24 protein-coding genes and 1 pseudogene are annotated in these 21,909 nt (G+C 59.4%); 9 read left to right on the top strand and 16 right to left on the bottom strand.

Going from position 1 to position 21,909, the window contains the following annotated elements:
- Positions 1-35: 35 nt before the first annotated feature.
- Positions 36-389: an MGMT family protein gene (locus tag CKW16_RS08725; RefSeq protein WP_008153938.1), complete on the bottom strand. Its 354-nt coding sequence runs from the start codon at positions 387-389 to the stop codon at positions 36-38.
- A 163-nt stretch (positions 390-552) separates the two neighbouring features.
- Between CKW16_RS08725 and CKW16_RS08720 the strand changes: the two genes are divergently transcribed.
- Entirely contained in the window at positions 553-1,560 is a 1,008-nt protein-coding gene (locus CKW16_RS08720) for a DUF481 domain-containing protein (RefSeq protein WP_095128058.1), read from the top strand.
- Between the two features lie 112 nt (positions 1,561-1,672).
- Here CKW16_RS08720 and CKW16_RS08715 read toward each other — a convergent pair whose 3' ends face one another.
- Complete coding sequence (locus CKW16_RS08715; RefSeq protein ID WP_002554837.1) at positions 1,673-1,882, bottom strand: cold-shock protein; 210 nt, start codon at positions 1,880-1,882, stop codon at positions 1,673-1,675.
- Positions 1,883-2,236: 354 nt separating this feature from the next.
- On the opposite strand from CKW16_RS08715, the gene dcd reads away from it, so the two are divergent.
- Both dcd and CKW16_RS08705 read left to right on the top strand, forming a co-directional pair.
- On the top strand, positions 2,237-2,803 hold the full coding sequence (gene dcd / locus CKW16_RS08710) for a dCTP deaminase (RefSeq protein WP_007904652.1): 567 nt from the start codon (positions 2,237-2,239) through the stop codon (positions 2,801-2,803).
- 105 nt (positions 2,804-2,908) lie between these two features.
- Positions 2,909-3,118, top strand: coding sequence for a hypothetical protein (locus tag CKW16_RS08705; RefSeq protein ID WP_095128057.1), 210 nt, complete (start codon positions 2,909-2,911; stop codon positions 3,116-3,118).
- Positions 3,119-3,246: 128 nt separating this feature from the next.
- On the opposite strand, the gene CKW16_RS08700 is transcribed toward CKW16_RS08705, so the two are convergent.
- The 9 genes and pseudogenes from CKW16_RS08700 to CKW16_RS08660 form a co-directional block, all read right to left on the bottom strand.
- Positions 3,247-4,011 (bottom strand): ABC transporter ATP-binding protein, encoded by a 765-nt coding sequence (locus CKW16_RS08700; RefSeq protein ID WP_095128056.1) that lies wholly within the window; start codon positions 4,009-4,011, stop codon positions 3,247-3,249.
- Positions 4,012-4,024: 13 nt separating this feature from the next.
- Entirely contained in the window at positions 4,025-5,143 is a 1,119-nt protein-coding gene (locus CKW16_RS08695; RefSeq protein ID WP_095128055.1) for a succinylglutamate desuccinylase/aspartoacylase family protein, read from the bottom strand.
- A gap of 24 nt (positions 5,144-5,167) precedes the next feature.
- Positions 5,168-5,878, bottom strand: a complete 711-nt coding sequence (locus CKW16_RS08690; protein WP_095128054.1) for an ABC transporter permease — start codon at positions 5,876-5,878, stop codon at positions 5,168-5,170.
- On the bottom strand, positions 5,875-6,603 hold the full coding sequence (locus CKW16_RS08685) for an ABC transporter permease (RefSeq protein ID WP_095128053.1): 729 nt from the start codon (positions 6,601-6,603) through the stop codon (positions 5,875-5,877). The genes CKW16_RS08690 and CKW16_RS08685 overlap by 4 nt, the downstream gene beginning before the upstream one ends.
- A gap of 56 nt (positions 6,604-6,659) precedes the next feature.
- Positions 6,660-7,442 carry a transporter substrate-binding domain-containing protein gene (locus CKW16_RS08680; RefSeq protein ID WP_095128052.1) on the bottom strand — a complete coding sequence of 261 codons (783 nt, stop codon included), beginning with the start codon at positions 7,440-7,442 and terminating at the stop codon, positions 6,660-6,662.
- Between the two features lie 327 nt (positions 7,443-7,769).
- Positions 7,770-9,458, bottom strand: coding sequence for an ATP-dependent DNA ligase (locus CKW16_RS08675; protein WP_095128051.1), 1,689 nt, complete (start codon positions 9,456-9,458; stop codon positions 7,770-7,772).
- Positions 9,455-9,957 (bottom strand): annotated as a pseudogene (locus CKW16_RS08670) (DNA ligase-associated DEXH box helicase); the annotation flags it as partial. The pseudogene CKW16_RS08670 and the gene CKW16_RS08675, both read right to left, overlap by 4 nt.
- Positions 9,958-10,182: 225 nt before the next feature.
- Positions 10,183-12,633, bottom strand: coding sequence for a penicillin acylase family protein (locus CKW16_RS08665; RefSeq protein WP_095128050.1), 2,451 nt, complete (start codon positions 12,631-12,633; stop codon positions 10,183-10,185).
- Positions 12,634-12,849: 216 nt separating this feature from the next.
- Complete coding sequence (locus CKW16_RS08660; protein WP_095128049.1) at positions 12,850-13,494, bottom strand: glutathione S-transferase N-terminal domain-containing protein; 645 nt, start codon at positions 13,492-13,494, stop codon at positions 12,850-12,852.
- 146 nt (positions 13,495-13,640) lie between these two features.
- Here CKW16_RS08660 and CKW16_RS08655 point away from each other — a divergent pair, with 146 nt between their 5' ends.
- Positions 13,641-14,189: a cysteine hydrolase family protein gene (locus CKW16_RS08655; RefSeq protein ID WP_095128048.1), complete on the top strand. Its 549-nt coding sequence runs from the start codon at positions 13,641-13,643 to the stop codon at positions 14,187-14,189.
- 150 nt (positions 14,190-14,339) lie between these two features.
- Here the strand turns inward: CKW16_RS08655 and CKW16_RS08650 are convergent, their stop codons facing one another.
- The 4 genes from CKW16_RS08650 to CKW16_RS08635 form a co-directional block, all read right to left on the bottom strand.
- Positions 14,340-14,549 (bottom strand): SEC-C metal-binding domain-containing protein, encoded by a 210-nt coding sequence (locus tag CKW16_RS08650; protein WP_007906737.1) that lies wholly within the window; start codon positions 14,547-14,549, stop codon positions 14,340-14,342.
- Positions 14,546-15,040 carry an LEA type 2 family protein gene (locus CKW16_RS08645; RefSeq protein ID WP_095128047.1) on the bottom strand — a complete coding sequence of 165 codons (495 nt, stop codon included), beginning with the start codon at positions 15,038-15,040 and terminating at the stop codon, positions 14,546-14,548. The genes CKW16_RS08650 and CKW16_RS08645 overlap by 4 nt, the downstream gene beginning before the upstream one ends.
- A gap of 161 nt (positions 15,041-15,201) precedes the next feature.
- Positions 15,202-15,678 (bottom strand): YchJ family protein, encoded by a 477-nt coding sequence (locus CKW16_RS08640; protein ID WP_095128046.1) that lies wholly within the window; start codon positions 15,676-15,678, stop codon positions 15,202-15,204.
- A gap of 4 nt (positions 15,679-15,682) precedes the next feature.
- The gene (locus CKW16_RS08635) at positions 15,683-16,180 is read right to left on the bottom strand and encodes a DUF6231 family protein (RefSeq protein ID WP_046046245.1); all 498 of its coding nucleotides are present in this window, start codon (positions 16,178-16,180) and stop codon (positions 15,683-15,685) included.
- A 190-nt stretch (positions 16,181-16,370) separates the two neighbouring features.
- Here CKW16_RS08635 and CKW16_RS08630 point away from each other — a divergent pair, with 190 nt between their 5' ends.
- The 4 genes from CKW16_RS08630 to CKW16_RS08615 all read left to right on the top strand — a co-directional run bounded on the left by CKW16_RS08630 (position 16,371) and on the right by CKW16_RS08615 (position 19,048).
- Entirely contained in the window at positions 16,371-17,066 is a 696-nt protein-coding gene (locus CKW16_RS08630; protein ID WP_095128045.1) for an OmpA family protein, read from the top strand.
- Between the two features lie 90 nt (positions 17,067-17,156).
- The gene (locus CKW16_RS08625) at positions 17,157-17,870 is read left to right on the top strand and encodes an OmpA family protein (protein ID WP_095128044.1); all 714 of its coding nucleotides are present in this window, start codon (positions 17,157-17,159) and stop codon (positions 17,868-17,870) included.
- A 148-nt stretch (positions 17,871-18,018) separates the two neighbouring features.
- A complete protein-coding gene (locus tag CKW16_RS08620) occupies positions 18,019-18,297 on the top strand; it encodes a DUF1145 domain-containing protein (protein ID WP_095128043.1) in 279 nt (92 codons plus the stop codon).
- Positions 18,290-19,048, top strand: a complete 759-nt coding sequence (locus tag CKW16_RS08615; RefSeq protein ID WP_095128042.1) for a collagen-like protein — start codon at positions 18,290-18,292, stop codon at positions 19,046-19,048. Before CKW16_RS08620 ends, CKW16_RS08615 begins: the two co-directional genes overlap by 8 nt.
- A 119-nt stretch (positions 19,049-19,167) precedes the next feature.
- On the opposite strand, the gene CKW16_RS08610 is transcribed toward CKW16_RS08615, so the two are convergent.
- Positions 19,168-19,632, bottom strand: a complete 465-nt coding sequence (locus CKW16_RS08610) for a CopD family protein (RefSeq protein WP_095128041.1) — start codon at positions 19,630-19,632, stop codon at positions 19,168-19,170.
- Between the two features lie 99 nt (positions 19,633-19,731).
- Here CKW16_RS08610 and dinG point away from each other — a divergent pair, with 99 nt between their 5' ends.
- A complete protein-coding gene (dinG, locus tag CKW16_RS08605; RefSeq protein WP_095128040.1) occupies positions 19,732-21,876 on the top strand; it encodes an ATP-dependent DNA helicase DinG in 2,145 nt (714 codons plus the stop codon).
- Positions 21,877-21,909: the final 33 nt, after the last annotated feature.

The following is a 21,909-nucleotide window of genomic DNA, read 5'->3' as shown; positions in this document are numbered from 1 at the left end:
TCTGCCTCAAGAAATACGGAAACAAAGCGCGCACTCTAACCGCTGTGCTCTACCGGGCGCCAGCCATGGCGCTGAATATCAACACGATTGTTCAGGATACTGATGCCCTCCATGCGCAAACGCGCGCGTTGTTCATCCCCCGAAGGGCTGCCTGCAGGCAGGCTGATACGCCCGCCGGCGCCGAGCACGCGGTGCCAGGGTAATTTGCTGTCGCCCGGCAGTTGGCTCAGTGTCCGCCCGACGAAGCGGGCGGCGCGACCCAGTCCCGCCAACTCGGCGAGCTGACCGTAACTCACGACTTTGCCCTCCGGGACTTGCGCCAGTGTCAGGTACAGCGCCGTGCGTCGGATTTGCGCCGGACTATCGGTTTCAGTGGTTGAGTCGGTCACGTCGGCAGTTCCTGAAAAAGTTCGCCTTACCGTCTGTAGAGTAAATCCTGGATCGCCTATTGAGAAATGAACTCAATAGAAATAGTCGGGTCAGTCCTTGTTAGGGCCTTATTCGTATGGATAATGCCGACTTTTTTTCGCAAGCTTGAGCCTGTATTTGCTTATGTTGTCCAGAACCCTGCTGTGCCTCGCTGTCGTCAGTGCCTCCACGCCCTTGCTCGCCGATACTGTCTGGTTGAAGAACGGTGACAAGCTGAGCGGCAAGATCACCGTTTTCGATGGCGGCAAGCTGTTGATCCAGACCGAATACGCCGGTGCCGTCCCGATCGACTGGAAGCAGGTCAAAACCCTGGAAAGCGATCAGCAGTTGCTGGTCAAGCAGGATGCCTACACCGGCGAAAAGGCCAAGGCACTGCATGCGGCAGAAGACGGCAAGGTCACCCTGGCCAATGGCGACGGTCCCAAGACCGTCGAACTGGCCAGCATTCAGCAGATCCTCAAGCCCAAGCCGGTGGTGGAGGATTTGGTGTGGAAGGGTAATGTCGATGCAGCGCTGGATTATCAGCGGGCCGAGAAAGACACCGACGATTACGATATCGATTTCAAGACCACTGCGCGTCATGGCAGATGGCGACACACCGCAGAAGGCGAGTACAACCGCGAATTTCAGGATGACGTGGTCACTACCGACAACTGGCGGGGCGAATACTCGCTCGACCGCTTCCTGACCGAAAAATGGTTCTGGCAAGGGCGCGCGGTCTATAAGCGCGACAAGGTCGAAGAGCTGTCCCGCCAGCGCACCGTCGGTACCGGTCCGGGTTACCAGTTCTGGGATGACGAGCTGGGCGCATTTTCGCTGGGCTCGCTGGTCAACCGCACGGACTATGAGTTCGCTGACGGTGGCAAAGAAAACTTCTATTCCCTGGCGATGAAGTGGGATTACAACCGCTACCTGATTGGTAAGAAGGTGGAGTTCTTCACGAACGGCGAAGTGGGCAAGCCGTTGTCGGGCGTGGCGGATTACGCGCTCGATGCCGAAATGGGCTTGCGCTACAAGGTGACCGAGTGGGCGTCGCTTAACCTGAAGGCCGAACGAGACATCATCAGCGGCACCGACGATGCTGATTTGGACAAGACGCGCTACACCGCAGGGTTTGGCGTGGCTTGGTAAGACGCAAAAAATCGCAGCCATGGGCTGCGATTTTTTTTTTTGCCTGCAAAACAGACAGGCACAAAAAAGCCCCGCTTTTGAGGGCGGGGCTTTTTACTAAAGCAAGTACAAGTTAGATAACTTGAACTTCTTCAGCTTGCATGCCTTTCTGACCGCGGGTAGCGATGAAAGAAACCTGTTGGCCTTCTTTCAGGCTTTTGAAGCCGTCGGATTGGATAGCTTTGAAGTGAACGAACAGGTCGTCACCGGATTGTGGAGTGATGAAGCCGAAGCCTTTTTCATCGTTGAACCACTTAACGGTACCAGTTTGGCGATTAGACATGGTGTAACTCCTTGAACAAAGATAACTGCGACGCAGGAAGAACCCTGGCCGAGACTGAGTGCAAAGAGCAGGAAAAATTCTTGTAGATGGTTGGATCGAAATTCAACATATCGTGTAGAGATTCTCAGTGACACAAGCAGCACAGTGGCGCCACCTTAACCCTTTTTCCGGAACGTGCCAATGCTTGCGACGAAGGTTTCTCTGTTTTCATGACTGACGGTCCGCCGGTTTACCCGCAAGAGCCGGAAATTACGGGGGATCGGCAAGATTTGTGACCCGGACTTTGAACCCGAAGCGCGCGCCCGGTAAGATGCCGGACAGATTTTTTCCACCTCGCTATTCAGGACACCCGCCATGAGCATCAAATCGGACAAGTGGATTCGCCGCATGGCGCAAGAGCACGGCATGATCGAGCCCTTCGTAGAGCGCCAGGTGCGCGGCAGCGACGATAGCCGTGTGATCTCCTACGGCGTGTCAAGCTACGGCTACGATGTGCGTTGCACAAATCATTTCAAGGTGTTCACCAACATCAATTCGGCTATCGTCGACCCGAAAAACTTCGATGCCGGCAGCTTCGTCGACATCCACAGCGACGTGTGCATCATTCCGCCGAACTCCTTCGCCCTGGCCAGCACCGTCGAATATTTCCGCATTCCGCGTAATGTATTGACCATTTGCCTGGGTAAAAGCACCTATGCGCGCTGCGGTATCATCGTCAACGTCACGCCGCTTGAGCCTGAGTGGGAGGGTCATGTGACCCTGGAGTTCTCTAACACCACCAATCTGCCGGCGAAAATCTACGCGAACGAAGGCGTGGCACAGATGCTGTTCCTTGAATCCGACGAAGAGTGCGAAGTGTCCTACAAGGACCGTGGCGGCAAGTATCAGGGCCAGCGCGGCGTTACCCTGCCACGCACCTGATCCGTTCGTCAGGCAAGTCGTGGGAATTCTTGAGCGGGTGGACACTCTATTGGGTGTACTGCCCGGTTCGCGCAATGCGGACGGGCCATCGCTCAGGAGTGCCCTATGAAGATCGATCCGCGAATAAGTGCCGAACTGGCAAGGCTTGAGCCCAATCAGGTTGGCGTTTTGGCCTGGTCCTTGTTGGCACATCCACCTATCAACATGGCAGGGGGCATCCCCGGTCAGCCTGATCCCGATACCCCCAACGAACAGCCCACCGAGCCTGGTGAGCCCACCTTGCCGGACGAGCCGCCTCCAGCGCCCGTTGTTTGATCGCCGCCTGCGAAAAACGAATGGCGTGTAGGAGCGAAGCTTGCTCGCGAAGGCGGTGTGTCAGGCACGATAATGTCGGCTGACACACCGCCTTCGCGAGCAAGCTTCGCTCCTACAGGGTTTTAGGTTTACTTGAGGTTACCGCTCAGGAACTGCTTCAACCGCTCACTCTTCGGATTGCCCAGCACATCCTCTGGCGCGCCTTCTTCCTCGACCAACCCCTGGTGCAGAAACAACACCTGGCTCGATACTTTGCGGGCGAAGCTCATTTCGTGGGTCACCATGATCATGGTCCGGCCTTCTTCAGCGAGGCCCTGAATCACGCGCAGTACTTCGCCCACCAGTTCCGGGTCGAGCGCTGAGGTCGGTTCGTCGAACAGCATGACTTCCGGTTCCATCGCGAGTGCCCGGGCGATCGCCACGCGTTGCTGTTGACCTCCGGAAAGAAACGCCGGGTATTGATCCGCCACGCGCGAGGCCAGGCCCACCTTGTCGAGATAGCGCCGGGCACGGTCTTCGGCTTCCTGCTTGCTGCACCCCAGCACCCGACGCGGGGCCATGGTGATGTTTTCCAGCACCGTCATGTGGCTCCACAGGTTGAAGTGCTGGAACACCATCGCCAGGCGGGTGCGGATCCGTTGCAGTTCATCGGCGTCAGCCACGTGCATGCCGTGGCGATCCTTGATCATGCGGATGTTCTGGCCGTCCAGGCTCATGGCGCCGTCGTTGGGTTGTTCGAGAAAGTTGATGCAGCGCAGGAAGGTACTTTTGCCCGAGCCGCTGGCGCCGATCAGGCTAATGACGTCGCCGGTGTTGGCCTTGAGCGAAACGCCTTTGAGTACTTGATGTTCGCCATAGCTTTTGTGCAGGCCTTCAATGGTCAGTTTGTACATGGGGCATGCATCCTCAAGGCGAAAGTAGGTAGCCGCTGCGATAGGCTTCGGTGCCCGCAATATGGGCGATCACCATGCCGGCAGTGGCCATGCGCCGTAGCGAACGGGCGTACATCAACCCGGCAACGGTGCAATGAACGGGGGTGACGCGGTCAAAGATCGGGTCGATGATTTCAGCGATCAGTTGCCCGGCTTCGAGGTATTCCCCTGGTAGCGCGATGAATACCAGCAGTCCGCCGACCGGTGTTGCCACCGGTTCAACGCCGGCCAGCGGTGTGGCCGGGTAGGGCAGCTCGGGTAGCGACGTGGGTTCGCCGGCAATGGCGCCGAAGTGAATCAGGTAATCGATCAGCGCCTGGCAATCGAGGCTCGCCAAGGGGTGATTGACGTCGCCCTGACCGCGCAACTCGACGGTGACCGAGAAACTGCCTAGCGGAATATCGAAGTGTTCGCCGAAGCGTTCCTTCAACTGCCACCAGAGCAGGGTGAAGCATTCATCGAACGACTGACCGCCGGAATCGGTGGCCAGCAGGCTGGCTTCGGCACCGATGTACCGGGCCAGCGGCTCGACCTGCGGCCACGCCTCGGGCGTGGTGTAAAGGTGGGCGACCGCTTCGAAATCGCAATGCAGGTCCAGCACCATGTCGGCATCGCAGGCCAGCCGTTGCAGAGCCAGGCGCTGGGATTGCAGTTGCGTGCTGGCAGTCTGTTGGGCGAGGGCATTGCGCAGGCTGCTGCGAATTAGTTCGAGGTTGTGCTGCGGATCGTCGCCGAGCAGGCCTTCGATCTCGTTGCCAACGGCTTCGCTCAGATCGACGAACCAGCGGTTAAAGTTTTGCCCACTTTCGAGGTCGTAACGGCCCAGTGGCACATCCATCAGCACTTGTTCGAGGCCTACCGGGTTGGCCACCGGCACCAGCACGATTTCGCTGCGCAGACGGCCAGCGGCTTCGAGTTCCGCCAGACGCTGCTTGAGGTGCCAGGCAACCAGCATGCCCGGCATTTCGTCGGCGTGCAGGGACGACTGGATGTAAATCTTGCCTTTGGCCGCTGATGGGCCGAAGTGAAAGCTGTGAATCTGTCGAGCGGTCCCCGGCAGCGGGGCCAGCAGGTCATGAATCTGGTGGCGCATGTCTCTTTATTCCTAAAGCGGGTCCTAGTGGGTCGGCCCGAGGAAGGCCAGCCATCGGCGTTCGGCGAGGCGGAACAGGCCGACCAGCGCAAAGGTAACGGTCAGGTAGATCAGCGCAGCGATGCCGAACGACTGGAAGGTCAGGAAGGTCGCCGAGTTGGCGTCCCGCGCGACTTTCAATACGTCCGGGATGGTCGCGGTGAAGGCCACGGTGGTTGAGTGCAGCATCAAAATCACTTCGTTGCTGTAATAAGGCAACGAACGACGCAGGGCCGAAGGCATGATCACGTAGGCATACAGCTTCCAGCCTGTCAGACCGTAAGCCTTGGCCGCTTCGACTTCACCATGCGCCATGCTGCGAATCGCCCCGGCGAAAATCTCCGTGGTGTAGGCGCAGGTATTCAGGGCGAAGGCCAGGATCGTGCAGTTCATCGCATCGCGAAAGAACGCATCCAGTACGGGTTGGGCGCGCACGGCGGCCAGACTGTAAATCCCGGTGTAGCAGATCAGCAACTGAATATAGAGAGGCGTACCCCTGAACAGATAGGTGAAGAACTGAACCGGCCAGCGGATGTAGAAGTGCGGCGAAACCCGGGCGATGGACAGCGGGATCGACACCACGAAACCGATGAAGATCGATGCGCTGAGCAGCCACATGGTCATGGCCAGGCCGGTGATGTTGTAGCCGTCGGTATAAAGGAAAGGTCTCCAGTATTCCTGCAAGAGCTCGATCATCGTACGGCCTCCCGGGAACCGGCGGCATAGCGGCGTTCGAGCCAGCGCAGGACGAAGTTGGAGGCGCTGGTGATCAGCAGGTAAATCAGCGCTGCAAGCACCAGGAAGTAGAACAGCTGATAAGTGCTTTTACCGGCATCCTGCGCCGCCTTGACCAGGTCGGCGAGGCCGATGATCGAGACCAGTGCGGTGGCCTTGAGCATCACCATCCAGTTGTTACCGATACCCGGCAGGGCAAAACGCATCATCTGCGGGAACACCACGATCCAGAAACGCTGGCCGCGCTTGAGGCCATACGCGGTCGCCGCTTCGACCTGGCCCCGTGGCACCGAGAGAATCGCGCCACGGAAGGTTTCGGTGAAATACGCGCCATAAATGAAGCCCAGGGTGATGACCCCGGCGCTGAACGGGTTGATCTCGATGTATTCCCATTCCATGAAGTCGGTAAACGACGTCAGCCAGGTCTGCAGGCTGTAGAAGATCAACAGCATCAGCACCAGGTCCGGCACACCGCGAATCAGCGTGGTGTAGAGCTGGGCCGGTATTCGCACCAGTTTGACTTTTGACAGCTTGGCACTGGCGCCGAGCAGCCCGAGCAATACGGCCACCAACAGCGACAACACCGACAATTTGATGGTCATCCAGGTGCCTTCCATCAGCAACGGACCGAAGCCCTGGAGGCTGAAGGCTGAGAGCCCCAGGTTTTGTAATAGGTTTTCGAACATAAATCAGCAACCTGATCGGATGAAAAAAGCGCCCATCGCAAGATGGGCGCCGGGCATTATTTGCCGCTGTACAGATTCAGATCGCCAAAGTGTTTCTTCTGAATGGTGGCGTAGGTGCCATCGTCGTGTAACGCTTTGATACCTTTATTCAAAAGGTCTTTGAGGTCTTTGTTACCTTTAGAGATACCGATAGCTGTTTTGGCTGGCAGCAATTCACTGTCCACCGGCTTGCTGACTTCGTAGCCCTCGCCTTTTGGCGACTTCAAAAAGCCCAGTTCGGCTTGCAGCATGTCCTGAATCGCCGCGTCGAGGCGACCGGAAGTCAGGTCGGAATACACCTGATCCTGGTTCTGATAGGCCTGGGTTTTCACGCCAGCCTTGTCCAGAACGGCTTTGGCATAGGCTTCCTGAATGGTGCCTTGCTCGTAGCCGACGGTCTTGCCCTTCAGCGAAGCGACGTCTTCGGTCAGGCCGGAACCTTTCTTGAATACGTAGGCGGTTGGGCCGGAGAACAGCTCGTCAGAGAAGTCGATGACTTTTTCGCGGGCCGGGGTGACGGTCATCGAAGAGATCACACCGTCGAATTTATTGGCCTTCAGGCCCGGAATCATGCCGTCGAAATCGCTTTCGACCCATTTGCACTTGACCTTCAGCTCGGCGCAGATCGCGTTACCCAGATCGATGTCGAAGCCTACCAGGCTACCGTCAGCCGCTTTTGACTCAAACGGAGCGTAGGAAGGATCAACGCCAAAACGCAATTCCTTGTATTCCTTGGCCAGCGCGGAACCGGCTGCCATGCACAACGCCAGTGCAGAAAGGGTCAGCAATGCTTTTTTCATTATTCAATCCCTAAAAACCAATATGAGCGCTTGTGGCGCAGAATTATTGTTACTGGAAAGCGTAAGACCCTATGAAAGTAGCAATTTCCGAACCAGAGTCCCGAACAAGTGTTTTAAAAGGTGATTCAAGAAATGGCAAGGAGGGATTTGTGCACGAAAACGGGCGCCGGAAAACAGCTGCACCGATAAGGGGCGTAACTGATCGTTCCCACGCTCTGCGTGGGAATGCCTCCATGGACGCTCTGCGTCCAATCTGGGACGCGGAGCGTCCCGGGCTGCGTTACCACGCGGAGCGTGGGAACGATCTGGAAGGGTTCTAACTGATCGTCAGCCGAGTAAATCCTGCAACGTTCCTAAATTGTCCGCTTCCTCAACCGACTTATCCTGCCGCCAGCGCAGCATCCTCGGAAACCGCACCGCAATCCCGCTCTTGTGTCGTTTGGACAGAGCGATACCTTCAAATCCCAGTTCAAACACCAGACTCGGCGTCACACTGCTCACCGGCCCGAATGTCTCTACGGTGGTCTTGCGCACGATGCTGTCGACCTGGCGCATTTCTTCGTCGGTCAGCCCCGAATAAGCCTTGGCGAACGGCACCAGTGCGCGTTCGCTCGCGTCAGGCGGCCCGTCCCACACGGCGAAGGTGAAATCGCTGTAGAGACTGGCGCGACGACCATGGCCGCGTTGCGCATAAATCAGCACCGCGTCAACGCTGAACGGGTCGACTTTCCATTTCCACCAGACGCCCATGTCCTTGGTCCGCCCGACGCCATACAGCGCATCCCAGGCCTTGAGCATCATGCCTTCGACACCGAGCTTGCGGGAGGCTTGCCGTTGTCGGGCGAGGTCGAACCAGTCTTCGCCGGTGAGCACCGGTGAGATGAGTAATACCGGGTTGTTGCAGCGGGTGACGACGTGCTCCAGTTGAGTGCGACGCCTGGACTGAGGCTGATTACGCCAGTCTTCACCCTGCCATTCCAGCAGGTCGTAGGCGAGGATCACCACCGGCACTTCTTCGAGGATTTTTTTGTCCAGGGTTTTACGGCCGATCCGCTGTTGCAGCAGCGCGAAAGGCTTTACCGCGAGTGAAGCCGGGGGATGAGGGTTGAAGGCATCCCCGGTGGTGGGTTGTTCGGTTTTCCAGGCAACGATTTCACCGTCGATCACCGTACCCTCGGGCAAGCAGTGAACCAGACTGTCGAGTTCTGGGAAGCGCTCGGTGACCAGCTCTTCACCTCGCGACCAGATCCACAGTCGCCCGTCGCGTTTGACCACCTGGGCGCGAATACCATCCCACTTCCATTCCACTTGCCAATCGCTGGCCGGGCCGAGCAGGGCTTCGAATTGTTCAACGGGTTGTGATAGCGCGTGGGCCAGGAAAAACGGGTAAGGCTGACCGCCCCGTTTGGCATGTTCGTCAGACGATTCGGCGGCGATCAACTTCAAATAACCCAACGCGCTCGGGCGGTTGGACAGGTCGGTGTAACCCACCAGTCGCTGGGCGACGCGTTTGCTGTCGAGCCCGGCCATGGCCGCCAAGGCGCGGGTAACCAGCAACTTGGAGACCCCGACGCGGAAGCTGCCGGTGATCAGTTTGATGCACAGCATCAGGCTCTGGCGGTCCAGTTGCGACCACAGGGCAGGCAGTCGCTCGGCGAGGACTTGCGGGGTTTCACCGCGCAGCGGCAGCAGTTTGTCTTCAATCCACACCGCCAATCCATCGTTGGAGCTGTGAAGCGCCTCGGGCAGCACCAGCGAAATGGTTTCCGCCAGATCGCCGACCGCCTGATAACTCTCTTCGAACAGCCACGGCGCGAGGCCGGAGATCTCCACCGCCAACTCTCGCAGGATGCGCACCGGCACCAGTTGTCGAGGTCGCCCGCAGGACAAAAAGTAAACAGCCCATGCGGCATCTTCCGGCGCGGCCTCGGCGAAGTAGTGTTGCATCGCCGCCAGTTTGGCGTTGCTCGACGTCGTGGCATCGAGTTCGGCATACAAATCGGCGAACGCCTTCATGGCAGCACCTCGGCGCTCTCGGGTTCGACGGCTGCGTTTTCTTCCTCATCGTCGCCGTACTCGGTGCTGAAACTCATGGCATCGAGGCCCTGTTCGCGCAGATGGCGCACCAGTACCCCGACCGAACCGTGGGTCACCCTCACTCGCTCAGCACCGGTCTGTTCGATGGCCCAGAGCAGGCCGGGCCAGTCGGCGTGGTCAGACAGTACGAAGCCACGATCCACTCCACGTCGCCGCCGCGTGCCACGCAAACGCTTGCCACCACTGATTGATCTCGGCGAAGACGTGCGCCTGGGGTTGCCAGCGATAAATCGGCAGGCCGAAGGTCGATTCAGTGATGAAGGTATCGCAGCGCACCGGTTCGAATGGCGCGCAGGTGCCGTCGGGCTCGATCTTGTAGTCGCCCGAGGCGACCCAGACTTCGCCGCCGTATTCCAGACGCACCTGTGCCGAGCCGAGGACATTGCCGGCGGGGGTGAAAACTCAAGGTGACGCCATGACCTTCAGGACGCGCGATAACAAGATCCATGTTGTTACCAAAATGGAGGGACTTGTTTGCTATGAGGTTTGCGCGAGGCTAGAAGTTCTATTAATTTTTCAGGGATTCAGATCGTTCCCACGCTCTGCGTGGTAACGCCTCTAGGGACGCTCCGCGTCCAGTGACGCGGAGCGTCACGGGCTGCATTCCCACGCGGAGCGCGGGAACGATCAGGTGGAGGCGGAATTACTTGCCAGGAGTCAGCGTCAACCGCGTCTTCCCATACACCTTGTCAAAGTTCTGCGGCTGCATTGGCAAACTCATGTATTGCCCCTTCAGCCACGGATCAATGCTGTCGAGGTAGTTCGGACTCGCCGGATTACCGGATTGCCCGGTACCGTTCTGCCCCATCAGCGGTTCGGCCTGGCCGAAGTCGACGATAAAGCGCATGGCCGGTGCCAGGGTGGTGTTGAAATCCTGACCCCAGGCGAATGCAGCTGTATTCAGCGTGGTGTGGTCGCCGCCGGCCGCAAGCGGACCGCGCACCGTCTGGCCACTGGCGTTTTTCCATTCGTAGCGGTGCAGCTTGCCCCACTGCCAGGCTTTGTGATCGCCGCCCAACTGGCTGTCGCCCGCGCTGATCGCGGCTGCCAGGCAGCGAGCGAGAATCGCCGGTTTATCTTCTTTCTGCGGTGTGCGAGCGTCATCCCAGAACGGACTGTCCTCACGCCCCAGCAGGTGATCAGCCTGGGCCGCGTAGGACAACTTGCCGTTGGCGATAAAGGCTTTCCACGCCGGACTGCTTTCCGGGCCCAGTTCGTCGAGGAATATTTGCTGGGTGCTTTGCTGGAGGAACAGCTCATAAATCGCCGCATCGGTCGAGGTCGGGCTGAGTTTTCCGTCGAAGGCCATCAGGCGGGTATACGCCTCGCGAGCCTTGCCGCGATCCGCCACAGGCAATGCTTCAATGGCCTGCTTGAGCGGTTGCGACATGCCCGGTGCTTCGAACATTTTCTTCAGCTTGGCAGCGAAAGTGGTGGTCTGGTCGTATTGCATGGCGATCAGGCTGCGTGTGTCGTGTTTTCCCACTCCCGCCAGTTCGGCCAGGCGTTCGCCACGTTCCGGCGCCGACCATGAATTGGACAACTGCATGCCGTAGCCATGGGGAATGACGCGCTGGTTGGCAGTGCCGAGCCAGCCTTGGGCCGGATCCTGGTCATAGGGATGGAGCATCGGATCGGCGTAACCATCCCAATCGTAACGACCTTCCCAGCCCGGCGACGGCAGCAGGCCTTCGCCTTCGCGACGGTTCGGGAAGCGACCGGTGACTTGCCAGCCGATGTTGCTGGCGTCGGCGAATACCAGGTTCAGCGCGATGGCGCGGATTTCGCGGCTGGCGTCCGAGGCTTTCTCGACGGTCTGGGCGCGGGACAGGTCGAAAAACGCGTCCAGGGTCTTGTCATCGGTGAAGTTCGGCGACTGCAAGGCCAGGCCGAAACCGTTAGCCAGCGTCGTGCCTTGGGCACTGTTAAGCAGCGGGCCATGGCGGGTTTCGTACACCACTTCGCGAATCGGCCGCTGGCCTTTGACGAAGTAGGTTTCGTTTCGCACGATCGCCGGCTGCCATTTGCCGCCCACCTCGTAGGAAAGACTGTTGCCCTGGCGTTTGATTTTTTCCAGGAACAGGTCCTGGTTGTCACCCATGACGGTGGTCATGCTCCAGGCCACTTTGCCGTTGAAACCGCCAAGCACCATCGGCAAACCGGCAATTGTCACACCAGAAGCCTGGTACTTCGGCGCGCGAATCTGCACGTAGCTGAACAACGACGGCACGCCCAGTGGTCCATGGCTGTCGCTGGCCAGCAGGCTTTTGCCGCTGCGGCTGCGTTGCGGGCCGATCGCCCAGTTGTTCGACGAGGTGGCGCCCAGCAGGTTCAGATCGGACAGTTGGCTCGTGGCTTTGCTGATCTCGGCCAGGCCCGGGATTTGCCCGTTGAGCTTGATGCCCTGAAGTTTTTCAGCTTCGGCCAGCGGCAGCTTTTCATCGGGAGCGGACGGGGTCAGCCATGCGAGCTTGTCGGTGCTGACGGTCTGGGCCAGCATCAGCGACGAAATCTCTTCCGGCAGGTTCGCCGATTGGCTGAAGTTCAGCAGGCAGAAAATCAGCGCCGAATCTTCCGGCTTCCAGTATTCAGGCTTGTAGCCGGTGGCCGCGAGGTCCGCCGGCAGTTTGTCGCGATAGCGGAACAGGTAGGCGTTGACGCCGCGGGCATAGACTTCGAAGAAGCGTTTGAGGCGCGGCGAAGACGCCTTGTACAGCTCGCCTGCGCTTTTCTTCAGGTTGACGGCGCGCATGTAGCGGTCAGCGTCCAGCAGGTCCGAACCGGACATCTCCGACAAACGGCCCTGAGCCAACAGGCGCAGAGTGACCATCTGCGTGATGCGGTCGGTGGCGTGGACGTAACCCAGGGTGAACAGCGCGTCGTGGAAGGTGTTGCTTTCGATCAACGGCATGCCCATGGCATTGCGGCGCACCGAAACGTTCTGCGCCAAGCCCTTGAGCGGCTGCACACCGGTGGTTGGCGGGAGGGTGTCCTGGGTGTTCCAGGTCTGACAACCGGTCAGGCTCAAAACACCGGCCACTGCTGCGGCAACGCCGAACCGGGGAAGAAAATGTGTAAGGGCTGGCGAGGCCATGGCAAAGCTCCTGCGGGGGTAGAGGCGCAATAAAGGCGCTACGTTAGTGAGCAGGAGGTGCCCGCGCAAGCGGCGGCGGGGTTATTTCTTCAGTGATCGTTCCCACGCTCTGCGTGGGAATGCCTCAACGGACGCTCTGCGTTCGGCTGTAGATGTGACGCGGAGCGTCACGGGCTGCATTCCCACGCGGAGCGTGGGAACGATCGTAGGAAGGGGTCAGGATTTAGGCGGATTGACCTTGGCCGCGAGGGCATACGCCTTCACCGTCGCCGGACGGCTCTGGATGTGGTTGAACCAGCGCAGCACGTTGGGGAAGTCTTCCAGGTTCTGGTTCTGCCACTTGTGGGAAACGATCCACGGGTAGATTGCCATGTCGGCAATGCTGTATTCGCTGCCGGCGACGAAGTCTTTATCGGCCAGCTGCTTGTCGAGTACCCCGTAGAGGCGGGCGGTCTCGTCGATGTAGCGCTTGATCGCGTAGGGGATTTTCTCCGGCGCGAACCGACTGAAGTGATGATTCTGCCCGGCCATCGGCCCCAGACCGCCCATCTGCCAGAACAACCATTGCAGCGCTTGCTGGCGACCACGCAAGTCTTTGGGCAGGAACTTGCCGGTTTTCTCTGCCAGGTACAACAGAATCGCCCCGGACTCGAACAGTGCCAATGGCTCACCGCCATCGGCCGGTTCGGGATCGACGATGGCCGGAATTTTGTTGTTCGGGGAGATTTTCAGAAATTCGGGTTTGAACTGGTCGTTCTGGCTGATGTTGATCGGGTGAACGTTGTAGGGCAGGCCGGCTTCTTCCAGGAATATCGAGATTTTGTGGCCGTTGGGGGTGGTCCAGTAATACAGGTCGATCATGGAGTACTCCAAATCAAAAGATGTCGTTACTTGCGGACAGCAAACGCCGGCATCAGGTCGTCCTGTTTGCGTTCGATAGCTTGCCTGTAGGAGGAGGTGATGCTGAAGTGTGGGGAATTCAATGACCCCGCATGAGAAAAAACGGCATGGAGCTCAAAACAAACGCGGCGCTGATCATCATCGATCAACAAAAAGGCATCCTGCATCCCAAACTCGGTCGCCGAAATAATCTTCAGGCCGAGCAGCGAATCCTCGATTTGCTAGGGCATTGGCGTCGAACCGGGCGACCGGTCATTCATGTACAGCACCTGTCCCGTTCTCCCGACTCAGTGTTCTGGCCGCAGCAATCGGGGGTGGACTTTCAGGAGCGGTTTCTGCCACAGACCGGTGAGCAGCTTATTCAAAAGCAGGTGCCGGATGCGTTTTGTGCGACGGGGCTGGAAGCGAGTTTGCGAGAGGCAGGGATCGATCAGTTGGTCATTGTCGGCGTAGCGACCAACAACTCGATGGAATCCACGGCGCGAACGGCCGGGAATCTGGGGTTTGAAACGTGGGTGGCGGAGGATGCGTGCTTTACGTTCGACAAGGCCGATTATTTTGGCAACGCCCATTCAGCTGAAGAAGTGCATGCGATGTCGTTGGGCAATCTGCATGGGGAATATGCGACGGTCGTCAGCACCGCACAGATTTTGTAGGAGCAAGGCTTGCCCGCGATGAACGATGATGCGGTCCATCTGATACACCGCGGCGACCCAATCGCGGGCAAGCCATGCTCCTACAGGGATCTGCTACGCAACAAATTGCGATAGCGATTCAACAGGCGAAGAACATCTCCACCCGAAGCATCAAGCGCCGTGGCACTTCTTGAATTTCTTGCCGTTGCCGCATGGGCAAGGGTCGTTGCGGCCGACGTCTTTCAGGGCGTTGCGCACCGGTTCCTGGTGGGCGTGGCCGCAGTTCGGGCCGTGGACATGGCCATGGTCGTGATCATGGTGGTCGTGATGGTCATGATCGTGGTTGCAGTCAGGGCCATGGACATGGGGTTGCTGGGTCATCGGTTTTGCTCCGGAATTAAATCGGCGGCGATTATCACGCCATTGCGCGCCAGGTGCACGTAGTGCGCGATGAATAAACCGGTTTCCAGTTCACCTTCCAGACGATAGGGAATCGGCTGGTCGGGTTTTTTCAGCAGTTTCACCAGATCCCGCACCTTGGGCCACAGGTTGGTGCGGATCGGCACTTTGAAGTAGGCACTGCGCTTGGGCCCAACGGTGAACCAGTGTTCGTGCTCACCTTCAGTCAGCAGCATGTCGCCCAAGTGAATGCGGTACTCGATGCCCCGCACCGTCAGGTCGCTGTCGTTAGGGTTGTCCACGCGAAAGTGCAGCAGGAATCGCTGCTGCATCAGTTTGGCCTGGACCACTTCGACCTTGACCAGATGCACCTGCGGCTCAGGCAGATCATCGCCGAACCAGGACGCGCAGCCGCCGAGCCCCAGAAACAGGAGCAGGGTGAGGGTTTGAAAGACGCGCCGCTGACTGAGCATGGACTGACTCCTTCCCTTGTAGCAGCTGGCGAAGCCTGCGTTCGGCTGCGAAGCAGTCGTAAATCCGGCTTGCACGGTCTGCCTGAGGCACCGCGAGTTCTGATTTTGCGACTGCTTCGCAGCCGAACGCAGGCTTCGCCAGCTGCTACAGGTCACTCACCTCAACTGCTGAAATAACCCGCACAACACTTCTTGAACTTCTGCCCGCTGGCGCAAGGGCACGCATCATTGCGCCCGGCCTTGAGTTGTACGGTGGGATCGATGAAGTACCAGTGACCGGCGTTCTGCACGAACGACGAGCGCTCGCGGTGGCTGTGTTCACCGCTGCCGTCGTGCCAGCGCGCGGTAAAGGTCACGAAGGCATGTTCCGGCTGACCGCCGAAGACCTCGGAGCTTTCCACTTCAAGGCCCAGCCAGGTGCTTTGGGCGCTCCAGTCGCTGATGGACTGCCGATCCAGGCCTGCCTGTTGTGCGGGCAGGGTGGTCGCCACCAGATAATCGATCAGCCCCAGTACGTAGGCGCTGTAGCGCGAACGCATCAAGGCTTCGGCACACGGCGCCGGATGACCGGCATGGTAATGGCCGCAGCAGGCATCCAGCAGGGTGCCGCTGCCGCAGGGGCAAATGGATGTACTCATGGCGTTACCACCAATATTTCCCGAAGTTTTCCGGATTGGCCCAGAACCGTGAGTTGAGCCAGTCGGGGACTTGTTTGTAATCAAGCAGATCATAGGTGAACAGGGTCAGCACTTGATCGTCGCGCTGGAAGCGTTCGCTGGCTTGCAGGGCCAGGGAGAAAAAATCGGTCTCCTGCCAGCCGCTGGCCGGCAAGTCGGCCAGCACCGCGATGCGACTGGCGTTGAGGTTACGCACCCCGCCAAGCAGATTCAGGCCATCGCGTTTGGGCAAGTGTTCGAGGCAATCGACCACCAGCGCCAGGTCAAACCGGCGCGCCGCCAATTCAGCAGGCAACGGTCCAGGTGCCGCATGGGCCACACAAGTGTCCGGGTGCGCCAGCTTGAAAGCTTCAAGCGCGGGGAACTCGCTGGCGCCAATCAGCAACAGGCGCGCGGGGGCGTAACGATCAAGCAAAGCGGCCAACGCCTGCTGGGGCGTGCGCGAAGAAATACCTGCAATCATCGAAGATCCTCAATCAGAGCTGCCAAGACTAGCCTGCTCAAAGGGCCGGGCCTAGAGCTGGTTTGTCCCAAAAGCGCCGATGTGCCGTGAACACGGGTTAAAACTGCAATGGCCTATTGCTGGCGGAGATTAAAACTCGGGTCTTTACTACCTGAATCGGTTCTAAGCCGATCCCTCAGGAGAAAACTAGATGAGCATAGTTCGCACAGCATTACCCTTGGTTCTGCTAACCAGTGTGTTGACTGGTTGCGCAGGTTTGCAGAAAACCGACTGGCCGACCTGTGCGGCGGTCGGTGGTGTCGTGGGTGCAGGTCTCGGCGCGACCGAGAGCTCGGCATGGGCGGGGTATGGCGCGCTGCTCGTCGGCGGCACGGCTGCGGCCTATTGCTGGGTTCACGGTGATGGCGACGAAGACGGCGATGGCGTGCCGGATAGCCGCGACAAGTGCCCGGGAACACCTAAAGGCGTGCGCGTCGATGCCGACGGTTGCCCTCCACCGGTGCCTGCGCCAGTGGTCGAAGAAGCAGCCGTGGTTAGAGAAGAAGTCATCGTCATTCGCGATGTTCACTTCCAGTTCGACAAGGCCACGCTGACCCCTGCCGACAAAGTGGTACTCGATAAAATCGCCACTCGCTTGAAAGGGGAAGCGCCTAACGCCCAACTGACTGTAACCGGTCACACCGACAGCGTGGGCAGCGATACCTATAACCAGAAACTGTCAGATCGTCGCGCTCACTCGGTGGTTGAATACCTCATCCAGGAAGGCGTGCCACGCAGCAGCTTCGTCTCTGTCACCGGTGCCGGTGAAAGCCAGCCGGTTGCCGATAACAAAACCGCTGACGGCCGCGCGTTGAACCGTCGCACGGAAATCAAAATCAACCGCTAAACCCCTCGTACTCCGCGGCTTGTGCAGTCGCGGATGCGGGTCTTTACTCCTGTGTGACCGGCATTGGCCGGTAACACAGGAGCTTTCACCATGAGTGTTCTCACACGGACTGTCTTGCCGGTTGTGCTGCTTGGCAGCCTGTTGACCGGTTGCGCGACTCACAGCGATGGCACCGCCCCCCTCAATCAACGAACCTGGCCAATCTGCAGCGTTATCGGCGGCCTGGTGGGTGGCGGTTTGGGCGCTCTCCAAAGTAGCGGTTGGGCGGCCGGTGGGGCGGCGCTTGGTATCTTGACCGGTGGCTTGATCTGTTATGCCCAGGATGGCGACGAAGACGACGATGGTGTCTTCGATCGACGTGATCGCTGCCCTGATACGCCCGCCAATACTTCCGTTGAGCATCATGGTTGCCCATTGCCGCAGTACCCGGTCAGCGTGCCCGAACCTGCGCAATCGGAGGTCATCACCCTGAGCGACGCTGGCGACGTACTGTTTGCCTTCAACCAATCCGACCTGACCCCAGCCGCGCAGGTTCAGCTGGATTCGCTGATGCCCAAACTGCAAAGCGCCGATGTGGTGAGCATCAAGGTGATCGGGCATACCGACAGCGTAGGTTTGGACACCTATAACCAGGCACTCTCGGAACGTCGCGCCAGTAGCGTGGCAGCCTACCTGTTGAGCCAGGGCCTGGCGCCGAACAAGCTCACCAGCGAGGGCAAGGGCCAAAGTCAGCCGGTGGCCGATAATGAAACGGAAGAAGGACGGGCGAAAAACCGTCGGGTGGAGTTGCACGTCAATCGCTGAGCCCCGAGATAGAGCCGTCGGGCGACAATTTAAGTCGGTCCGGCGGCCATTCGGCGGCCTTCATGAAGAATTTTCCGTTGCCCTCTGGCTTATCCCGCGTGGAAGCCGGTACTGTGCGCGCAAAGAATAATTCTCAACGGGGGAGCGTATGAACGTGTTTTGGGGGCTGGGGAAGTTGTTGACCCTGCTGTTCTGGCTGGTGGTGCTGGTCAATCAGCTCATGCCGTTTGTCAATCCTCTGCATCTGCTGGTTGATCTGGCCGGCGGCCTGCTGGCATGCCTTCATCTTCTTGAGGCGGTGTTCTGTTTCCGCAGCCTCAGAGGTCGCGCTCATCCTTGGCTTGATCGCCTGAAGATCCTTTTTTTCGGTGTTTATCACCTGCAAACCATCCCGGCTCCGACCGCGTCTAAGGCTTCCCATGCGTAAACTCTGTCTGCTCGCTGCACTCATCAGCCCGTTGGCCTGCGCCCAGGTGGTGAACGTCGAAACCAACTCCTTGATGCGCTTGCCCAACACCGCCAGCACCTTGCAACTGGAACGCCTGGAAGTGGCCGACTACGGCACGTTGTTGATTCCCTCGAATGTGACCGAGGTGTCCGTCGGCGAATTGCGTCTGGGTCGTGAAGCGCGGATCGCCATCGTCCCCGGCGAACAGCCGCTTGAGCTGAAGGTCATTCGTGCGCAGTTGTCGGAAGGCAGCCAGATCACGGCTCGCGGCGCGCCGGGGACGTATCTCAAGGCCGCCCGCTCCGGGCGTAACCTGAACTTGCAGATCAAGGCACTGAGTGCGCCGCTGTTGTTGGTGGACGCTCGCGGCGGCGCGGGCGCACCGGGTTTCGTCGGTCTCGATGGGGCCAACGGTCAGGCACCGGGTTGTACCTGGGGCCAGGCCGGTCGCGGTGCCGATGGTAGTGATGGCAGTGACGGTCAGCCGGGCGCGCCGGGTGCACTGGTTCGTCTGGAAGTGCCGCGCGATTACCCGGCGGAACTGATCAAGGTTCAGGTGGCCGGCGGCGACGGTGGTTTGGCCGGGCCTGGCGGTAAACCGGGCGCGGGTGGCAAGGCCAAGGGCTGTTTCGTTTACAAGGCCGATGGCGGCAAGAACGGCAGACCGGGTGTTGATGGTCAGCCGGGGTCTGCCGGTGCGGCGGGTTCGGTGACTGTTCAACGGTTGTAACCTCTGACCGATCGTTCCCACGCTCTGCGTGGGAATGCCTCAAGGGACGCTCCGCGTCCAGTGACGCGGAGCGTCACGGGCTGCATTCCCACGCAGAGCGTGGGAACGATCATGAAGCCCTAGAACATCGGTCGGGTCGAGGCAATCGCCACCAGCACCAACCCGACAATCAGATTAATCCCCACCAACTTGCGAATTTTCCCAAGCGTAGCAGCCCCGGTCGGCCAGTCCTGCGCCGCCACCGCCGTGCGTAACTCCGGCAACATCAACGCCTGAATCCGGATAAACAACGCCGTCATCACCACGTACAACCCCATCATCACCTGCACATACCGCGGCGCCGCTTCAAAACCGCTGTACTGCAAATGAATCATGCCCACACCGCTGACCGGCAATAGCACCACCGCGACCCAGACCCAGCGGAAAAAACCTTGAAACACTTCTACCCAAAGCTTCAAGCGGGCAGGGCCCTCCAGAGCCTTCATCGCCGCGGGCCGCAAGACCATCCACGCGAAAAACATGCCGCCAACCCAGACCAGGGCTGACAAGACATGCAGGGTGTAAAGGATGCCAAAAGGTGTCATTGAGGTACTCCGTTCTGCGCGGGATTAATTAGCGGGGTATGATAGCGGCCGAACCGAACCACTGAAAATTTATCCAGCGTTTTTTGCGCCCGACAATCCATGATCAGCACCGAACTCAAAACCACGATCCAGGGCGCCTACTCGCGTTTTCTCGAAGCCAAGAGCCTCAAGCCGCGCTACGGCCAACGCCTGATGATCGCCGAAATTGCCAAGGTCCTCGGTGACATCGACACCGACGACGAAGGCCGGCGCAGTGGCGACCCCGCGATTGTCGCGGTGGAAGCCGGCACCGGTACCGGCAAAACCGTGGCCTACAGCCTGGCCGCCATCCCCACGGCCAAGGCTGCCGGCAAACGTCTGGTGATTGCCACGGCCACCGTGGCCCTGCAAGAGCAGATCGTCTACAAGGATTTGCCCGACCTGATGCGCAACAGCGGGCTGAATTTCAGCTTTGCCCTGGCCAAGGGGCGAGGGCGCTACATGTGCCTGTCCAAACTCGACATGTTGCTCCAGGAAGGTCACGCGCAAACCGCCACAGCGCAGCTGTTTGAAGAAGAAGGTTTCAAGATCGAGGTCGACGAGGCCAGTCAGAAACTGTTCACCAGCATGATCGAGAAACTCGCCGGCAATAAGTGGGACGGCGACCGCGACAGTTGGTCCACCGCCCTGGAAGACGCCGATTGGGCGCGACTGACCACCGATCACAGCCAATGCACCAACCGTCATTGCCCGAACTTCGGTCAGTGCGCCTTCTACAAGGCCCGCGAAGGCATGGGCAAAGTCGACGTGATCGTCACCAACCACGACATGGTCCTGGCCGACCTGGCGCTGGGCGGCGGTGCCGTGCTACCGGACCCGCGCGACACCATCTACGTGTTCGACGAAGGCCACCACCTGCCGGACAAGGCCATCGGCCATTTCGCCCATTACACGCGTCTGCGTTCCACCGCCGACTGGCTGGAAACCACCGCCAAGAACCTCACCAAGTTGCTGGCCCAGCATCCGCTGCCGGGCGACCTGGGCAAGTTGATCGAACAAGTGCCGGAACTGGCACGGGAGATCAAGACCCAGCAGCAATTCATGTTCAGCGCCTGCGAGCAGGTCGCCGATTTCAAACCCGGCGAAGACGTCGAAGGTCGCGAGCGGCCGCGTCATCGCTTCGTCGGCGGGGTGATTCCCGAGCACATGCGCGAAATGGGCATCGAGCTGAAGAAGGGCTTTGCCCGTCTGACCGACCTGTTCACCCGGCTCACCGAACTGCTCAAGGAAGGCATGGACGGCGAGGTCAACATCGGCATCGCCAGCAACCAGGCCGAAGAGTGGTACCCGCTGTTCGGCAGCCTGTTGTCCCGCTCTTCGGGCAACTGGGAATTGTGGGTCGCGTTCACCGCCGAAGACCCGGAAGACAACCCGCCCATGGCCCGCTGGCTGACCCTGGCCGAAAGCGGCTCGCTCTTCGACATCGAGGTCAACGCCAGCCCGATCCTCGCGGCGGAAATGCTCCGTCGCAATTTGTGGAATGTGGCCTACGGCGCTCTGGTGACCTCCGCGACCCTAACCGCGCTCGGCACCTTCGATCGCTTCCGCATGCGCGCCGGCCTGCCGAAAAAAGCTGTGACCGCGGTGGTTCCAAGCCCGTTCCATCACGCTGACGCTGGCGTGCTGCGAGTGCCGGACCTGAAGGCCGATCCGCGTGATGCGCCGGCCCACACCGCGGCGATCATCCGTGATTTGCCAGCCTTGGTGGAAGGTTCGCGCGGCACCCTGGTGCTGTTTTCTTCGCGCAAACAGATGCAAGACGTGTTCGACGGTCTCGACCGCGACTGGCGCAAGCAAGTGTTCATTCAAGGCAACCTGTCGAAACAGGAAACCCTGAACAAGCACAAGGCGCGGGTCGATGGCGGCGATTCCAGTGTGTTGTTCGGCTTGGCGAGTTTCGCCGAAGGGGTCGACTTGCCCGGCGCTTACTGCGAGCACGTGGTTATCGCGAAGATTCCATTCTCGGTGCCCGATGATCCGGTCGAAGCGGCCCTGGCCGAGTGGATCGAGGCTCGGGGTGGCAATCCGTTCATGGAAATCTCCGTGCCGGATGCTTCGCTGAAGCTGGTCCAGGCCTGCGGTCGCTTGCTGCGCACCGAAGAAGACCGCGGCACCATCACCTTGCTCGATCGACGTCTGGTGACCCAGCGTTATGGCAAAGCGATCCTCAATGCGTTGCCACCCTTCCGGCGTGAAATTTCCTGATACACCGGTGGGCAAATTTGCCCACCGCGTTGT

This window comes from Pseudomonas sp. Irchel s3h14 (assembly GCF_900187425.1).
Taxonomy (GTDB): domain Bacteria; phylum Pseudomonadota; class Gammaproteobacteria; order Pseudomonadales; family Pseudomonadaceae; genus Aquipseudomonas.
Note: the sequence above shows the minus strand (reverse complement) of the source record. Positions and strands in the feature narration are given on the sequence as shown.

Coding starts and splice junctions, on each gene's coding strand:
- CKW16_RS08720 (WP_095128058.1), top strand. CDS start 553: ATGTTGTCCAGAACCCTGCTGTGCCTCGCTGTCGTCAGTGCCTCCACG.
- CKW16_RS08715 (WP_002554837.1), bottom strand. CDS start 1,882: ATGTCTAATCGCCAAACTGGTACCGTTAAGTGGTTCAACGATGAAAAA.
- dcd (WP_007904652.1), top strand. CDS start 2,237: ATGAGCATCAAATCGGACAAGTGGATTCGCCGCATGGCGCAAGAGCAC.
- CKW16_RS08705 (WP_095128057.1), top strand. CDS start 2,909: ATGAAGATCGATCCGCGAATAAGTGCCGAACTGGCAAGGCTTGAGCCC.
- CKW16_RS08700 (WP_095128056.1), bottom strand. CDS start 4,011: ATGTACAAACTGACCATTGAAGGCCTGCACAAAAGCTATGGCGAACAT.
- CKW16_RS08695 (WP_095128055.1), bottom strand. CDS start 5,143: ATGCGCCACCAGATTCATGACCTGCTGGCCCCGCTGCCGGGGACCGCT.
- CKW16_RS08690 (WP_095128054.1), bottom strand. CDS start 5,878: ATGATCGAGCTCTTGCAGGAATACTGGAGACCTTTCCTTTATACCGAC.
- CKW16_RS08685 (WP_095128053.1), bottom strand. CDS start 6,603: ATGTTCGAAAACCTATTACAAAACCTGGGGCTCTCAGCCTTCAGCCTC.
- CKW16_RS08680 (WP_095128052.1), bottom strand. CDS start 7,442: ATGAAAAAAGCATTGCTGACCCTTTCTGCACTGGCGTTGTGCATGGCA.
- CKW16_RS08675 (WP_095128051.1), bottom strand. CDS start 9,458: ATGAAGGCGTTCGCCGATTTGTATGCCGAACTCGATGCCACGACGTCG.
- CKW16_RS08665 (WP_095128050.1), bottom strand. CDS start 12,633: ATGGCCTCGCCAGCCCTTACACATTTTCTTCCCCGGTTCGGCGTTGCC.
- CKW16_RS08660 (WP_095128049.1), bottom strand. CDS start 13,494: ATGATCGACCTGTATTACTGGACCACCCCCAACGGCCACAAAATCTCG.
- CKW16_RS08655 (WP_095128048.1), top strand. CDS start 13,641: ATGGAGCTCAAAACAAACGCGGCGCTGATCATCATCGATCAACAAAAA.
- CKW16_RS08650 (WP_007906737.1), bottom strand. CDS start 14,549: ATGACCCAGCAACCCCATGTCCATGGCCCTGACTGCAACCACGATCAT.
- CKW16_RS08645 (WP_095128047.1), bottom strand. CDS start 15,040: ATGCTCAGTCAGCGGCGCGTCTTTCAAACCCTCACCCTGCTCCTGTTT.
- CKW16_RS08640 (WP_095128046.1), bottom strand. CDS start 15,678: ATGAGTACATCCATTTGCCCCTGCGGCAGCGGCACCCTGCTGGATGCC.
- CKW16_RS08635 (WP_046046245.1), bottom strand. CDS start 16,180: ATGATTGCAGGTATTTCTTCGCGCACGCCCCAGCAGGCGTTGGCCGCT.
- CKW16_RS08630 (WP_095128045.1), top strand. CDS start 16,371: ATGAGCATAGTTCGCACAGCATTACCCTTGGTTCTGCTAACCAGTGTG.
- CKW16_RS08625 (WP_095128044.1), top strand. CDS start 17,157: ATGAGTGTTCTCACACGGACTGTCTTGCCGGTTGTGCTGCTTGGCAGC.
- CKW16_RS08620 (WP_095128043.1), top strand. CDS start 18,019: ATGAACGTGTTTTGGGGGCTGGGGAAGTTGTTGACCCTGCTGTTCTGG.
- CKW16_RS08615 (WP_095128042.1), top strand. CDS start 18,290: ATGCGTAAACTCTGTCTGCTCGCTGCACTCATCAGCCCGTTGGCCTGC.
- CKW16_RS08610 (WP_095128041.1), bottom strand. CDS start 19,632: ATGACACCTTTTGGCATCCTTTACACCCTGCATGTCTTGTCAGCCCTG.
- dinG (WP_095128040.1), top strand. CDS start 19,732: ATGATCAGCACCGAACTCAAAACCACGATCCAGGGCGCCTACTCGCGT.